The organism is Pseudomonas putida (genome assembly GCF_002906855.1).
Lineage (GTDB): Bacteria > Pseudomonadota > Gammaproteobacteria > Pseudomonadales > Pseudomonadaceae > Aquipseudomonas > Aquipseudomonas putida_N.
Map to the genome: position 1 here is coordinate 726,238 of NZ_MINI01000038.1, position 14,873 is coordinate 741,110.

Below are 14,873 nucleotides of genomic sequence, written 5' to 3' on the forward strand. Positions count from 1 at the left end.
GACCGCGCGCAAAAGCTGGTTCACACTATGTGCATCAAGCCGTTTTCACAGGGAGAATCAGGGCGATGCAAGGTCACCCGGACGTAATCAACTACCTCGTCACGTTGCTGAAGGGCGAACTGGCGGCTCGCGACCAGTATTTCATTCACTCGCGCATGTACGAAGACTGGGGCCTGTCCAAGCTCTACGAGCGTATCAACCACGAGATGGAAGAAGAGACGCAGCACGCTGATGCCCTGATGCGTCGTATCCTCATGCTCGAAGGCACTCCCGACATGCGCGCGGACGACCTCGAAGTGGGCAGCACCGTGCCGGAAATGATCGAGGCCGACCTCAAGCTCGAGTACAAGGTGCGTGGCGCGCTGTGCAAAGGCATTGAGCTGTGCGAATTGCACAAGGACTACATCAGCCGCGACATCCTGCGCGCGCAGCTGGCTGACACCGAAGAAGATCACACCTACTGGCTGGAGAAGCAGCAGGGCCTGATCAAGGCCATCGGCCTGGAAAACTACCTGCAGTCGCAGATGTAAGTTATCCACAGCTTCACAAAAAAGCCCCTGGCACCATAGGTACCAGGGGCTTTTTCATGTCACCGGCAACCCTCAGGCCCGGTCACGCTCCAGCAGTGGCTTGAGGTAGTGCCCGGTATACGACTGCTTCATCTTGGTCAGCTCTTCCGGGGTACCGCAGGCAATGATCTGCCCGCCCTTGGAACCGCCTTCCGGCCCCAGATCTACCAGCCAGTCGGCGGTCTTGATCACATCCAGGTTGTGCTCGATCACCACCACGGTGTTGCCGTGGTCACGCAGGCGATGCAGAACGTCCAGCAACTGCTGAATGTCGGCGAAGTGCAGGCCGGTGGTCGGTTCGTCGAGGATGTACAAAGTCTTGCCAGTGTCGCGCTTGGACAGCTCACGGGACAGCTTCACCCGTTGCGCCTCGCCACCGGACAAGGTGGTCGCCGATTGCCCCAGCTTGATGTACGAAAGCCCCACGTCCATCAGCGTCTGCAGCTTGCGCGCCAGCGCCGGCACCGCATCGAAGAACTCGCGGGCATCCTCGATGGTCATTTCCAGCACCTCGTGGATGTTCTTGCCCTTGTACTTGATCTCCAGGGTTTCGCGGTTGTAGCGCTTGCTCTTGCACACGTCGCAGGGCACGTAGATGTCCGGCAGGAAATGCATTTCGACCTTGATCAGACCGTCGCCCTGGCAGGCCTCGCAACGCCCGCCCTTGACGTTGAACGAGAAGCGCCCCGGGCCGTAGCCGCGCGAGCGCGATTCCGGCACGCCGGAGAACAGCTCGCGAATCGGCGTGAAGATACCGGTGTAGGTCGCCGGGTTCGAGCGCGGGGTGCGGCCGATCGGGCTCTGGTCGATGTCCACCACCTTGTCCAGGTGCTGCAGGCCGTCCATGCTGCTGTGCGGTGCGGCTTCCAGGCTGCTCGCGCCGTTGAGGGCGGTGGCGGCGAGGGGGAACAGAGTGTTGTTGATCAGCGTCGACTTGCCCGAGCCGGACACACCGGTCACGCAGGTCAGCAGGCCAATCGGAATCTCCAGGTCGACGTTCTGCAGGTTGTTGCCCCGCGCGCCCTTGAGCTTGAGCTGCAGCTTCTTGTTGCGCGGGGTGCGCTGGGCCGGCACGACGATCTTCTTGCGCCCGGACAGGTACTTGCCGGTCAGCGAGTCAGGGTGGTCCATCACCTCTTGCGGCGAGCCCTCGGCAACGATCTGGCCACCATGCACACCGGCACCCGGGCCAATGTCCACCACGTAGTCGGCGAGGCGGATGGCGTCCTCGTCGTGTTCCACCACGATCACCGTGTTGCCCAGGTCGCGCAGGTGGTTGAGGGTGGCCAGCAGGCGGTCATTGTCGCGTTGATGAAGACCGATGGACGGTTCGTCGAGGATGTACATCACCCCGACCAGGCCGGCACCGATCTGGCTGGCCAGGCGGATACGCTGGGCCTCACCGCCAGACAGCGTGTCGGCACTGCGGTCCAGGGTCAAGTAGTCGAGGCCGACGTTGACCAGGAACTGCAGGCGCTCGCAGATCTCCTTGAGGATCTTCGCCGCGATCTCGCCGCGGCGGCCGGTCAGGGTCAGGTCGCCGAAGTAGCTGCTGGCTTCCCCGATCGGCAGGTTGGTCACCGCTGGCAGGGTCTTCTCGCCAACCCACACGTGGCGGGCTTCGCGGCGCAGGCGGGTGCCGCGGCAATCCGGGCAGGGCTGGGTGCCGAGGAACTTGGCCAGCTCTTCACGCACGGTGGCGGATTCGGTCTCACGGTAGCGGCGTTCGAGGTTCGGCACGATGCCTTCGAACGGGTGCGAGCGCTTGACGATATCGCCGCGGTCGTTCAGGTACTTGAAGTCGACGCTCTGCTTGCCGCTGCCCTGCAGGATCACCTTCTGGTGGTCGGCTGACAGTTCGCCGAACGGCTCCTCCAGGCTGAAGCCGTAATGCGCGGCCAGCGAGCCGAGCATCTGGAAGTAATACACATTACGCCGGTCCCAGCCGCGGATCGCGCCTTCGGCCAGAGTCAGCTCGCTGTTGACCAGGCGCTTGGTATCGAAGAACTGCTTGACGCCCAGGCCGTCGCAGGTCGGGCAGGCACCGGCCGGGTTGTTGAAGGAGAACAGCTTCGGCTCCAGCTCGCTGATCGCGTGGCCGCACACCGGGCAGGCGAAGCGTGCGGAGAAGATCATCTCTTCGCCAGGCTCGTCGTCCATTGGCGCCACCAGGGCGATGCCGTCGGCCAGCTTCAACGCGGTCTCGAACGACTCGGCCAGGCGTTGTTGCAGGTCGGCGCGCACTTTGAAACGGTCCACCACCACGTCGATGCTGTGCTTTTTCTGCTTGTCCAGCTTGGGCAGTTCGTCCAGCTCATAGAGCTTGCCGTTGACCCGTGCACGGACGAAGCCCTGGGCGCGTAGCTCATCGAACACCGCCAGGTGCTCACCCTTGCGTTCGCGCACCACTGGCGCCAGCAGCATCAGCTTGCTGCCTTCCGGGCGCTCCAGCACCAGGTCGACCATCTGGCTGATCGTTTGCGCTTCCAGCGGAATATCATGGTCCGGGCAGCGTGGCGTACCGACGCGCGCGTACAGCAGGCGCAGGTAGTCGTAGATCTCGGTGATGGTGCCGACCGTGGAGCGGGGGTTGTGCGAGGTCGACTTCTGCTCGATGGAAATGGCCGGCGACAGGCCTTCGATGGTGTCGACGTCGGGTTTCTCCATCATCGACAGGAATTGCCGGGCATAGGCCGATAGCGATTCCACGTAGCGGCGCTGGCCTTCGGCGTAGAGGGTATCGAACGCCAGGGACGACTTGCCGGATCCGGACAGGCCGGTGATCACGATCAGCTTGTCCCGCGGCAGGGTCAGGTCGATATTCTTCAGGTTGTGGGTACGCGCCCCACGAATCAGGATCTTGTCCACTGCGGCCTCGCTCGGCGGGCATAAACAAGGAAGTATACGGCGCGCTGCCAGTACGCGGCAAAGCGTCGCGTAGATGCCGTCAAGCTGTCGGACTGATAGAATCGCCGCCGGTTCACACGAGGTTTATCCATGCACGACACCCACAACGAGCGCATGAGCAGCGGCGAAACCCGCGCTGCTAGCGGCCTGGCCCTGGTCTTTGCCTTTCGTATGCTGGGCATGTTCATGGTCTTGCCGGTGCTGGCCACCTACGGCATGGACCTGGCCGGCGCCACCCCCGCGCTGATCGGCCTGGCCATTGGCGCCTATGGCCTGACCCAGGCAGTATTGCAGATCCCGTTCGGGATGATTTCCGACCGCATCGGCCGCCGGCCGGTGATCTACCTGGGGCTGGTGGTCTTTGCCCTGGGCAGCCTGTTGGCGGCCCAGGCCGATTCCATCTGGGGCGTGATCGCCGGGCGAATCCTGCAGGGCGCCGGGGCAATTTCCGCTGCGGTCATGGCCTTGCTCTCGGACCTGACCCGCGAGCAGCACCGGACCAAGGCGATGGCGATGATCGGCATGAGCATCGGCCTGTCGTTCGCCGTGGCCATGGTCATTGGCCCATTGCTCACAAGCCACTTCGGCTTGTCAGGATTGTTCCTTGCCACCGCAGGACTTGCCCTGGTCGGCATCCTGTTGATCGCCTTCGTCGTACCCAATACCCACAGCACCTTGCAGCACCGCGAGTCGGGTGTGGCGCGCCAGGCCCTCGGCCCGACCCTGCGTCACCCGGACCTTTTGCGCCTGGACGTGGGCATTTTCATTCTCCACGCCATCCTCATGGCCAGTTTCGTCGCGCTGCCCCTGGCGTTCGTCGAGCGCGGTGGCCTGCCCAAGGAGCAGCACTGGTGGGTCTATCTGACCGCGCTGCTGATCTCATTTTTTGCAATGATCCCGTTCATCATCTACGGCGAAAAAAAGCGCAAGATGAAACGTGTGTTGGCCGGTGCGGTCAGTGTCCTGCTGCTGACGGAAGTGTTCTTCTGGCAGTGGGCTGACGGTTTGCGCGGACTGGTGATTGGCACCGTGGTATTCTTTACCGCATTCAACCTGCTGGAGGCCTCGTTGCCTTCGCTGGTGAGCAAGGTGTCGCCTGCTGGTGGCAAGGGGACGGCGATGGGGGTGTATTCCACCAGCCAGTTCCTCGGCGCCGCCCTGGGAGGAATCCTCGGTGGCTGGCTGTTCCAGCACGGCGGGCTGAACATGGTGTTCCTTGGTTGCGCAATCCTGTGTGCCATCTGGTTGGTCGTTGCCTTGCGCATGAACGAGCCGCCCTATGTGACCAGCCTGCGCATGCCGCTGACGCCAGAGGCAGTTCGGGAAGCCGGCTTGACCGAGCGCCTGATGGCCGTGCCGGGTGTGACCGACGCCGTGGTGGTGGCAGATGAAGCCGCCATCTATATCAAACTGGATACGAAAATTTTGGACCGTGCGACCCTCGAGCGACTGGTGAATCCAGCCTCTTCGGCGTGCGAAGCCTAGGAGAACGTTATGGCCCGTGGGGTTAACAAAGTCATTCTGGTCGGTACCTGTGGCCAGGATCCCGAAGTCCGCTACCTGCCCAACGGTAACGCCGTGACCAACCTGAGCCTGGCCACCAGCGAGCAGTGGACCGACAAGCAGTCGGGCCAGAAGGTCGAGCGTACCGAGTGGCACCGTGTGTCGCTGTTCGGCAAGGTTGCCGAAATCGCTGGCGAATACCTGCGCAAAGGTTCGCAGTGCTACATCGAAGGCAAGCTGCAGACCCGCGAGTGGGAAAAAGACGGCATCAAGCGCTACACCACCGAGATCATCGTCGACATCAATGGCACCATGCAGCTGCTTGGCGGTCGTCCGCAGGGCCAGCAGCAGGGCGGTGACCCGTACAACCAGGGTGGCGGCAACTACAACCAGGGTGGTGGTCAGCAGCAACAGTACAACCAGGCTCCGCCACGCCAGCAGGCCCAGCGCCCGCAGCAGCAACAGCGCCCGGCGCCACAGCAGCCTGCGCCGCAGCCGGCTGCTGACTTCGACAGCTTCGATGACGATATTCCGTTCTGATCGAGCGGCAAGGCGTCTAGCTGAAACAGAAACCCAGGGCAGTTGCCCTGGGTTTTTTTATGCCCTTCCCACAACCCCGCTCAATAAAACAATCGCGGCTCCGGGGAATCCAGCAGGCTCGCCAATTTGGTCAAGGCAAAGCCCAGCTCCTGGCGGCTGGGAGACATCAAGGCAATGCGCACACCACAGGTGGCATGGCTGCGCTCGGGCAGGAACTGGCTGCCGCTGACCACTGTGACGCCATTGTTGCGTGCCAGGTTGGCAAACTCGTCACTGGTCCAGGGCTCGGGCAATTCCAGCCAGATATGGAAGCTGTTGGGCTGGCTGCGGATCCTGTACTTGCCCAGAATCTCTTGCGCCATGTGCTGACGCGCAGCCGCTTCCTCCTGCTGCACCTGCACCAACTGATCGGCCATGCCGCTGTTGATCAGGTTGCTGGCCAGTTGCGCCATCAATGGCGATGGCATCCAGACGCTGCTGCGTACCATCGATGATAGCCGCGAGAGGGTTTGCGGCGGGGCATACAGGTAGCCGATACGCAGTGCCGGCAGCACGCTCTTGGACAGGCTGGTGAGGTACACCGACCGCTCAGGGGCATACGCGGCAAGCGGCTTGTAGTCCGGGGTGGGTTCAAGAAAACCATAGATGTCGTCATCGACGATGAACAGGTCGAACTCGCGAGCGATTTCCGCGATGGCTTCGCGCCGGGCATGGGGCATGATCGAGTTGGTCGGGTTCTGGTGCGTGGTGACGCAAACCAGCAGCGAGGGGCGATGTTCCAGGCATGCCGCACGCAGCGCCTCGGGAATCAGCCCGAATTCGTCCATGGCCACGCCACGCAGGCGACGTCCCATGCTGTGGGCCAGGGAGATGATGCCTGGGTAGCAAAACGATTCGCAAAGCACCACGTCGTCGCTCTTCGACAGGCTGCTGATGGCCACCAGCAAGCCATGCTGGGCGCCGGACGTCAGCACCACCTGTTGCCAGCGGGCCTCGGGCAGCCAGCGCTGGATCCAGGCCGCACCGGCCTGCTTGTGGGTCGCATGGCCGCCCTCGGTGACATAGTCCAGCACCTGGGCCAGGTCGGGCGACTGGGCCAGTTCGTTGATGGCGCCGCGCAGCCAATCGGTCATGTGGGCGTCATTGGGCTTGATGATCGACAGGTCGATCTGCCCGCTCTCGCGCTCGGCGCTGCTTGGGCTGGGCCGTGCAGGCGCAAGTGGGGCAGGGGGCTGCGCCTGGCGTTGCGGGAGCACGAAAGTCCCGCGCCCAACCTCACCCACCACCAGGCCACGCTTGGCGGCTTCGTCATAGGCTCGGCCGATGGTGCCGGGCGTCACGTCCAGGGACTCGGCCAGGTCCTTGAGGGTTGGCAAGCGTTCGCCAGCCACCAGCCGGCCACTGCCGATGTCCTGCTCCAGGGCGTCGGCGATCATCAGGTAGACCGGCTGCGCCAGGTCGCTGTAGTGAGGAACCCACATAGAAATGGCACCAGAATCTGCGAGAACGCGGAAGCCTAGCACGAAAGGTCTGATGGAAGTAATTGTGTTTTCTTACGTGTAAATTACCTTGATTGAATCGCATCGATCAGTCGATCACGGACCTTCAAGCGTGGCCCTGATTGAGATAAAGCGGGTCTGCATCCTGCGCGGTTTCACCACGTTCGCCAGAAACCTTTTGAAATCAATAAGTTGATTGAATCGACTTAATTGTCTGTCGAGGCCTTTCGGAAAATGGATTGAATCGACGTTATTTTTGTAATTACAATGATTGAGTCGATTCAATTCGCTGGCCTCTCGATGGATTCAGCTGCTTGCATCGCCCCGCTGTGACCGGCTTCAAAAACATAAACATCTGCCGCCGACACCGATTGGCCTCAAGCCAGCAACATGGAATATCACTGCAAATGGAAAGTGCACACCTGCATCAAGGCGCCGAGCTTCAAGCCTCACTGGAGATCCGTCTGCCCTGGGTCATCTCCAGCGCCTGGCAAACCTTGCTGAACAACACACCGCTCGACTTCGAGACGAGCAAGGAGCTTTATCCACAGCTCAAGGACCAGGCCCAGGACGTGCTGGGCAAGGCGCTGTGCCAACAGATCCGTGGCTTTGTCACGGACCCGTACCTGACCAGCATGATCGTGCGCAATTGCCCGCGTGACCGTGACATCCCACCCACACCTTATTCGGGCGTACTCAGCCCGCGCAGCACGCCGGTTGCCTGCCTGGTCAGCCTGACCATGCAGAGCCTGATGGGGATCAACCCGGTGGTCTACGAGGGTGAGAACGATGGCCGGCTGTTCCGCCATGTCATTCCTTCGCGCCATTCTTCCAGCCACAAGAGCTCCCATGGCTCGAAGCTGCGCTTCTCCTATCACGTGGACAACCCGGACCTGCCGCTGTCATCCGAGCCGCTCGGCGACACGTCCTGCTGCCCGGAATACCTGTCGTTCTTCGGCATGCGCTGCGATCCGCGCATCAGCACCACACTGGTGAGCCTCGATGCCGTTGTGGCGGCACTGCCCGCTACCACCGTGCGCGAACTGTGCCTGCCTCAGTTCGAGATCCGCCGCCCGGATTCCTTTAGCGGCAACCGCCGTCGCACGGCCGAACTCCCGGTGCTGGTGCGCGGCCAGGCCGGTGAATGGTTGTGCCGTTTCGACAGCGAGAACACCCACGGCCTCAACCTGCGGGCCGAGCAGGCACTGGCCAGCCTGCGGAGTGTGTTGGAAACCCGTCGCTTCGACGAACCCCACCTGCTGCTGCCGGGCGACTTCATGGTCTTCAAGAACCAGCGTGTGCTGCATGCCCGCGATGGCTTCGAGCCGCAGAACGATGGCGCCGACCGCTGGCTGCTGCGCCTGTTCGCGGTCAACGACCTGAACCGTGTGCATTTCGCTCGGGCCGATCACCTTTACGAAGTGCTCTCCTGATTCTTTTTTACTGACTCGACGGACGTACCGATATGGAACTGTTAGGCGCCTTCTGGGCGGAACACTGGTTACTGGCGATCCTGATGCTGGGCGCTATCGCATTCGTTGCAGGCTTTGTCGACAGCATCGCCGGCGGTGGTGGGCTGTTTCTGGTGCCCGGCTTTCTGCTTGTGGGCATGCCACCGCAGGTTGCCCTGGGGCAGGAGAAGTTGGTCAGCACCCTCGGCACGCTCGCGGCCATCCGTAACTTCCTGGCCAACAGCAAGATGGTCTGGCAGGTGGCGCTGGTCGGGGTGCCGTTTTCTTTGCTTGGGGCTTATCTGGGCGCGCACCTGATCGTGTCGATCCCCCAGGAAACCGTGGGCAAGATCATCCTGGCGCTGATCCCGTTCGGCATCCTCATCTTCCTCACTCCCAAGGACCGCCCGGTGGAAGAGCGCGAACTATCGCCGCGCATGCTGTTCACCGTGGTTCCGCTGACCTGCCTGGCCATCGGCTTCTATGACGGCTTCTTCGGCCCCGGCACCGGCAGCATGTTCATCATCGCATTCCACTACCTGCTGCGCATGGACCTGGTCTCCAGCTCCGCCAACTCCAAAACCTTCAACTTCGCCTCCAACATCGGCGCCCTGGTGGCGTTCGTCATGGCGGGCAAGGTCGTGTACTTGCTGGCGCTACCGCTGGTGGCCTGCAACATCCTCGGCAACCACCTGGGCAGCGCCCTGGCCCTGCGCAAAGGAAATGAAGTGGTGCGCAAGGCGTTGGTGTTCTCGATGCTCTGCCTGTTTACCAGCCTGGGTGTGAAGTACCTGGCCTGACCCCTTTCAAAGGAGATAACTGATGAAAACTGCATTCGTGACCGGCGCTTCTTCGGGCTTTGGCCGGGCCATCTGCCGCACCCTGATCGGCAAGGGTTATCGTGTGATCGGCGCCGCCCGGCGCATGGACAAGCTGCAAGTGCTGGAGGCCGAGCTAGGCGACAATTTCATTGCACTGGCGCTGGATGTCACCGATCCGCTGTCGATCGAGTCGGCGTTCGACCAAGTCCGTGACGCCTCGCTGCAGATTGACCTGCTGGTGAACAATGCCGGGCTGGCGCTGGGTGTCGACCGCGCCCAGGCCAGCAGCAGCGAGAACTGGCAGCAGATGATCGACACCAACGTCACCGGCCTGGCGATGGTGACCCACAAAGTCCTACCGCAGATGGTGGAGGCCGACAGCGGCATGATCATCAACATGGGGTCCATCGCCGGCACTTACCCGTACCCGGGTGGCAACGTGTATGGCGCCAGCAAGGCCTTCGTCCGCCAGTTCAGCCTCAACCTGCGCGCCGACCTGGCCGGCACCCGTGTGCGGGTGAGCAATATCGAACCGGGGTTGTGCTCGGGCACCGACTTTTCGGTGGTGCGCCTGAACGGTGACCTGGACGCTGTGCAAGCCCTCTACCGCGATGTGGAGGCCATCTTGCCGGAGGACATCGCCGCCACAGTGGCGTGGATTGCCGAGCAACCGGGGCATGTGAACATCAATACCGTCGAGATCATGCCGGTGGCCCAGAGCAGTGCGGCACTCAATGTGGCGCGTAACCTGCCGCGCTGTTGATTGGCGCACTCCCTGACCCATGTCATCGCACCTTCTCGTTTCTTGACTAGTCTTATCTACTGGCGGCCATCAATTAGCCGCCACCGTGACTACCAAGAGGCGCCGGCCACGTTCCGTGCGTCCAAACCTGATCAGGAGTGCACGATGGATCTCAACCGTCGGCAGTTCTTCAAGGTCGCCGCAGTGGGCCTTGGAGGTTCGAGCCTGGCGGCGTTGGGCATGGCCCCGACGCCGGCCTTCGCCGAGCAGGTGCGTCACTTCAAGTTGGCGCACACCAAAGAAACCCGCAACACCTGCCCCTACTGCTCGGTCGGCTGCGGCCTGATCCTGTACAGCCAGGGCGATGCGGGCAAGAACGTCAAACAGAACATCATCCACATCGAAGGCGACGCCGATCACCCGGTCAACCGCGGCACCCTGTGCCCGAAAGGTGCCGGGCTGCTCGACTTTATCCACAGCCCGAGCCGCCTCAAGTACCCCGAGGTGCGCAAGCCGGGCAGCAAGGAGTGGGTGCGGGTCGGCTGGGACGAGGCGCTCGACCGCGTCGCCGACCTGATGAAGCAGGACCGCGACGCCAACTTCATCGAGAAGAACGCCCAGGGGCAAACGGTAAACCGCTGGCTCACCACCGGTTTCCTCGCTGCCTCCGCCGCCTCCAGCGAGGCCGGCTACCTGACCCACAAGGTCGTCCGCGCAACAGGCATGCTGGGGTTCGATAACCAGGCACGTGTCTGACATGGCCCGACGGTGGCAAGTCTTGCCCCGACGTACGGCCGTGGCGCCATGACCAACCACTGGTCCGATATCGCCAACGCGAATCTGGTCCTGGTGATGGGTGGCAACGCAGCAGAAGCGCATCCGTGCGGCTTCAAATGGGTGACCGAAGCCAAGGCGCACAACCAGGCGCGGCTGATCGTGGTCGACCCGCGGTTTACCCGTACCGCTTCGGTGGCGGACTATTACGCGCCGATCCGTACCGGTACCGACATCGCCTTCATGGGCGGGTTGATCAACTACCTGCTGAGCAACGACAAAATCCAGCACGAGTACGTGCGCAACTACACCGACGTGTCGTTCATCGTCAAAGAGAACTATGGCTTCGAAGACGGGCTGTTCAGCGGCTACGACGAGGCCAAGCGCGTGTATGCGGATAAATCCGGCTGGGGCTACGAGCTGGGCGAGGACGGCTTCGCCAAGGTCGATCCGACCCTGCAGCATCCGCGCTGCGTGTACCAGCTGATGAAACAGCACTACAGCCGCTATACCCCGGAACTGGCCAGCATGACCTGCGGCATGCCGCAGGACGCCATGATGAAGATCTGGGAAGAGATCGCCAGCTGCTCGGTACCGGGCAAGACCATGACGATCCTCTACGCACTCGGCTGGACGCAGCATTCCATCGGCGCGCAGATCATCCGCAGTGCGGCCATGGTCCAGCTGCTGCTGGGCAACGTCGGCATGCCGGGTGGCGGAGTCAACGCCCTGCGCGGGCACTCCAACATCCAGGGCCTGACCGACCTCGGCCTGCTGTCCAACTCGCTGCCGGGTTACCTGACCCTGGCGGGCGACGCCGAGCAGGACTACGCCACCTACATCGACAAGCGTGCGTCCAAGCCGTTGCGCCCGGGGCAGCTGTCGTACTGGCAGAACTACGGCAAGTTCCACGTCAGCCTGATGAAGGCCTGGTACGGCCCCAACGCAACAGCGGAAAACAATTGGGGCTACGACTGGCTGCCCAAGCTGGATGTACCGGCATACGACGTGCTGCGCATGTTCGAGATGATGAGCCAGGGCAAGGTCAACGGCTACATGTGTCAGGGTTTCAACCCGATTGCTGCGCTGCCGGACAAGAATCGTGTCACCGCAGCCTTGGGCAAGCTCAAGTGGCTGGTGATCATGGACCCGCTGGCGACCGAAACCTCGGAATTCTGGCGCAACGCCGGGCCATTCAACGACGTCGACACGGCCAGTATCCAGACTGAGGTGATCCGCCTGCCCACCACCTGTTTCGCCGAGGAGGATGGTTCGCTGGTCAACAGCAGCCGCTGGCTGCAGTGGCACTGGAAGGGCGCCGACGGCCCGGGCGAGACCCGCACCGACGTGCAAATCATGAGCGAGCTGTTCATTCGTCTGCGCCAGCGTTACCAGGCCGAAGGCGGTGCCTATCCGGACGCCATGATGAACATTCACTGGCCGTACAAGATTCCTGAAGAACCTTCGCCCGAGGAGCTGGCCAAGGAGATGAACGGCTGGGCAGTGACCGATGTCACCGACCCGACCGGCGCGGTCATAAAGGCCGGCCAGCAACTGGCGGGCTTCGGTCAGCTCAAGGACGACGGCAGCACCGCGTCCGGCTGCTGGATCTTCGCCGGCTGCTGGACCGAACAGGGCAACCAGATGGCCCGGCGCGACAACAGCGACCCGTACGGCATGCACCAGGTGCAGAACTGGGCCTGGGCCTGGCCAGCCAACCGCCGCATCCTCTACAACCGCGCCTCCAGCGACCCGCAAGGCAAGCCGTGGGACCCGGAGAAGAAGCGCTTGGTCTGGTGGAACGGCAAGGCTTGGACCGGCACCGACGTGCCCGACTTCAAGGTTGACTCGCCACCGGAGGCGGGGATGAACCCGTTCATCATGAACCCCGAAGGTGTGGCGCGTTTCTTCGCCATCGACAAGATGGCCGAAGGCCCGTTCCCCGAGCACTACGAGCCATTCGAGACACCGATTGGCATCAACCCGCTGCACCCGCAGAACAAGAAGGCCACCAGCAACCCGGCCGGGCGGATCTTCGATTCAGTGTGGGACACCCTCGGCAAGCACGACGAGTTCCCATACGCGGCGACCACCTACCGGCTGACCGAGCACTTCCACTTCTGGAGCAAGCATTGCCGCCTCAATGCCATCGCCCAGCCCGAGCAGTTCGTCGAGATCGGCGAGGTACTGGCCAATGAGAAAGGCATCAAAGCCGGTGACCGGGTGCGGGTGTCGAGCAAGCGGGGGCACATCGATGCGGTGGCGGTAGTGACCAAGCGGATTCGCCCGCTGCAGGTCAACAACCAGACCGTGCACCAGATCGGCATCCCGCTGCACTGGGGGTTCACCGGGACCACCCGGCATGGCTACCTGACCAACACCCTGGTGCCGTTCCTCGGTGACGGCAACACCCAGACGCCAGAGTCCAAGTCGTTCCTCGTCAAAGTGGAGAAACTCTGATGGCCAGCCAAGACATCATCGCCCGCTCGGCCACCACCACCGTTCCGCCCTCGGTACGCCAGCTGGAAGAGGTCGCCAAGCTGATCGACACTACCAAGTGTATCGGCTGCAAGGCCTGCCAGGTGGCGTGCTCGGAGTGGAACGAACTGCGTGACGAGGTCGGCCACAACCACGGCACCTACGACAATCCCCAGGACCTCACTGCCGAGACCTGGACCCTGATGCGCTTCACCGAGCACGAGCGCGAGGACGGCAACCTGGAGTGGCTGATCCGCAAGGACGGCTGCATGCACTGCGCCGACCCCGGCTGCCTGAAGGCCTGCCCGAGCCCGGGCGCGATCATCAAGCACGCCAACGGCATCGTCGACTTCAACCAGGACCATTGCATCGGCTGCGGCTACTGCATCACCGGCTGCCCGTTCAACATCCCGCGCATTTCGCAGAAGGACCACAAGGCGTACAAGTGCACCCTGTGTTCCGACCGCGTGAGCGTGGGCCTGGAACCGGCCTGCGTGAAGACCTGCCCGACCGGTGCGATCGTGTTCGGCAGCAAGGAGGAGATGAAGGTGCATGCCGCCGAGCGCATCGTCGACCTCAAGTCGCGCGGGTTCGACCAGGCCGGGCTGTACGACCCGGACGGTGTCGGCGGCACCCACGTGATGTATGTGTTGCACCATGCCGACACGCCAAAGCTGTATGCCGGCCTGCCGGACCAGCCGGTGATCAGCCCGCTGGTGGGCTTGTGGAAGGGCTTCACCAAGCCGCTGGCGCTGCTGGCCATGGGCGCGGCGGTGTTGGCCGGGTTCTTCCACTACGTGCGGGTTGGCCCACAGCGGGTGGAAGAGGACGAACACCCCACGCCGCCGGACGACAGCGTGCATGAGGTGGACCCGTCGGTCCATGTCTATGATCCGACCAAGCCCGGTGGGCAAGGGGAGCCGCGGCCATGAACGACAACAAACCCATCCTGCGCTACAACGCCAACGAGCGGACCAACCACTGGATCGTCGCGATCCTGTTCATGACGGCGGGGCTTTCCGGGCTGGCACTGTTCCACCCGGCGCTATTCTGGCTGAGCCACCTGTTCGGCGGCGGGCCATGGACGCGCATCCTGCATCCGTTTCTGGGCGTGGCGATGTTCGTTTTCTTCCTTGGCTTGGTGTTCCGCTTCTGGCGTGCCAACTTCATCACCGCCAACGACCGCCTGTGGCTGCGCCGCGTGGACCGGGTGATGCTGAACAAGGAGGAGGGCGTGCCGCCGATCGGCAAGTACAACGCAGGGCAGAAGCTGCTGTTCTGGACCCTGCTGGCGTGCATGCTGGTGCTGTTGCTCAGCGGCGTGGTGATCTGGCGCGCGTATTTCAGCCACCTGTTCGGTATCGAGGCCATTCGCCTGTCGGCGCTGGCCCATGCCGTGGCAGCGTTCGTGCTGATCCTCAGCATCATCGTGCACATCTACGCCGGTATCTGGATCAAGGGCTCGATCGGCGCCATGCTGCATGGCTGGGTCAGCCGCGCCTGGGCACGCAAGCACCATGAGTTGTGGTACCGCGAAGTGACCGGCGACAAGACGCCGGGCAATCACGGACGAAAAGAAGGATGAGCGC

At 62.7% G+C, this 14,873-nt stretch carries 11 protein-coding genes; 9 read left to right on the forward strand and 2 right to left on the reverse strand.

All coding sequences use genetic code 11. The features are described from left to right. Positions 1-65: 65 nt before the first annotated feature. Positions 66-530, forward strand: coding sequence for a bacterioferritin (gene bfr / locus BGP85_RS15865; RefSeq protein WP_003257116.1), 465 nt, complete (start codon positions 66-68; stop codon positions 528-530). Positions 531-602: 72 nt separating this feature from the next. On the opposite strand, the gene uvrA is transcribed toward bfr, so the two are convergent. Beyond that, on the reverse strand, positions 603-3,437 hold the full coding sequence (uvrA, locus tag BGP85_RS15870; protein WP_181004530.1) for an excinuclease ABC subunit UvrA: 2,835 nt from the start codon (positions 3,435-3,437) through the stop codon (positions 603-605). Between the two features lie 129 nt (positions 3,438-3,566). On the opposite strand from uvrA, the gene BGP85_RS15875 reads away from it, so the two are divergent. Continuing rightward, positions 3,567-4,961, forward strand: a complete 1,395-nt coding sequence (locus BGP85_RS15875; RefSeq protein ID WP_103448766.1) for an MFS transporter — start codon at positions 3,567-3,569, stop codon at positions 4,959-4,961. A gap of 9 nt (positions 4,962-4,970) precedes the next feature. Beyond that, positions 4,971-5,519, forward strand: coding sequence for a single-stranded DNA-binding protein (locus BGP85_RS15880; RefSeq protein ID WP_103448767.1), 549 nt, complete (start codon positions 4,971-4,973; stop codon positions 5,517-5,519). Between the two features lie 80 nt (positions 5,520-5,599). Here BGP85_RS15880 and BGP85_RS15885 read toward each other — a convergent pair whose 3' ends face one another. Beyond that, positions 5,600-7,000 carry an aminotransferase-like domain-containing protein gene (locus tag BGP85_RS15885; RefSeq protein ID WP_103448768.1) on the reverse strand — a complete coding sequence of 467 codons (1,401 nt, stop codon included), beginning with the start codon at positions 6,998-7,000 and terminating at the stop codon, positions 5,600-5,602. A gap of 425 nt (positions 7,001-7,425) precedes the next feature. Between BGP85_RS15885 and BGP85_RS15890 the strand changes: the two genes are divergently transcribed. From BGP85_RS15890 to BGP85_RS15920, 6 genes are all read left to right on the forward strand, one after another. Further along, entirely contained in the window at positions 7,426-8,451 is a 1,026-nt protein-coding gene (locus tag BGP85_RS15890; RefSeq protein ID WP_103448769.1) for a TauD/TfdA family dioxygenase, read from the forward strand. A 32-nt stretch (positions 8,452-8,483) separates the two neighbouring features. Next, positions 8,484-9,269, forward strand: coding sequence for a sulfite exporter TauE/SafE family protein (locus BGP85_RS15895; protein WP_099814604.1), 786 nt, complete (start codon positions 8,484-8,486; stop codon positions 9,267-9,269). A gap of 22 nt (positions 9,270-9,291) precedes the next feature. Beyond that, positions 9,292-10,053 (forward strand): SDR family NAD(P)-dependent oxidoreductase, encoded by a 762-nt coding sequence (locus tag BGP85_RS15900; RefSeq protein WP_103448770.1) that lies wholly within the window; start codon positions 9,292-9,294, stop codon positions 10,051-10,053. A gap of 144 nt (positions 10,054-10,197) precedes the next feature. Then, positions 10,198-13,266 carry a formate dehydrogenase-N subunit alpha gene (gene fdnG / locus BGP85_RS15910; RefSeq protein ID WP_146048987.1) on the forward strand — a complete coding sequence of 1,023 codons (3,069 nt, stop codon included), beginning with the start codon at positions 10,198-10,200 and terminating at the stop codon, positions 13,264-13,266. Continuing rightward, the gene (gene fdxH, locus BGP85_RS15915; protein ID WP_103448773.1) at positions 13,266-14,216 is read left to right on the forward strand and encodes a formate dehydrogenase subunit beta; all 951 of its coding nucleotides are present in this window, start codon (positions 13,266-13,268) and stop codon (positions 14,214-14,216) included. Before fdnG ends, fdxH begins: the two co-directional genes overlap by 1 nt. Beyond that, entirely contained in the window at positions 14,213-14,869 is a 657-nt protein-coding gene (locus BGP85_RS15920; protein WP_103448774.1) for a formate dehydrogenase subunit gamma, read from the forward strand. The genes fdxH and BGP85_RS15920 overlap by 4 nt, the downstream gene beginning before the upstream one ends. Positions 14,870-14,873 lie beyond the last annotated feature (4 nt).

Coding starts and splice junctions, on each gene's coding strand:
- bfr (WP_003257116.1), top strand. CDS start 66: ATGCAAGGTCACCCGGACGTAATCAACTACCTCGTCACGTTGCTGAAG.
- BGP85_RS15875 (WP_103448766.1), top strand. CDS start 3,567: ATGCACGACACCCACAACGAGCGCATGAGCAGCGGCGAAACCCGCGCT.
- BGP85_RS15880 (WP_103448767.1), top strand. CDS start 4,971: ATGGCCCGTGGGGTTAACAAAGTCATTCTGGTCGGTACCTGTGGCCAG.
- BGP85_RS15885 (WP_103448768.1), bottom strand. CDS start 7,000: ATGTGGGTTCCTCACTACAGCGACCTGGCGCAGCCGGTCTACCTGATG.
- BGP85_RS15890 (WP_103448769.1), top strand. CDS start 7,426: ATGGAAAGTGCACACCTGCATCAAGGCGCCGAGCTTCAAGCCTCACTG.
- BGP85_RS15895 (WP_099814604.1), top strand. CDS start 8,484: ATGGAACTGTTAGGCGCCTTCTGGGCGGAACACTGGTTACTGGCGATC.
- BGP85_RS15900 (WP_103448770.1), top strand. CDS start 9,292: ATGAAAACTGCATTCGTGACCGGCGCTTCTTCGGGCTTTGGCCGGGCC.
- fdxH (WP_103448773.1), top strand. CDS start 13,266: ATGGCCAGCCAAGACATCATCGCCCGCTCGGCCACCACCACCGTTCCG.
- BGP85_RS15920 (WP_103448774.1), top strand. CDS start 14,213: ATGAACGACAACAAACCCATCCTGCGCTACAACGCCAACGAGCGGACC.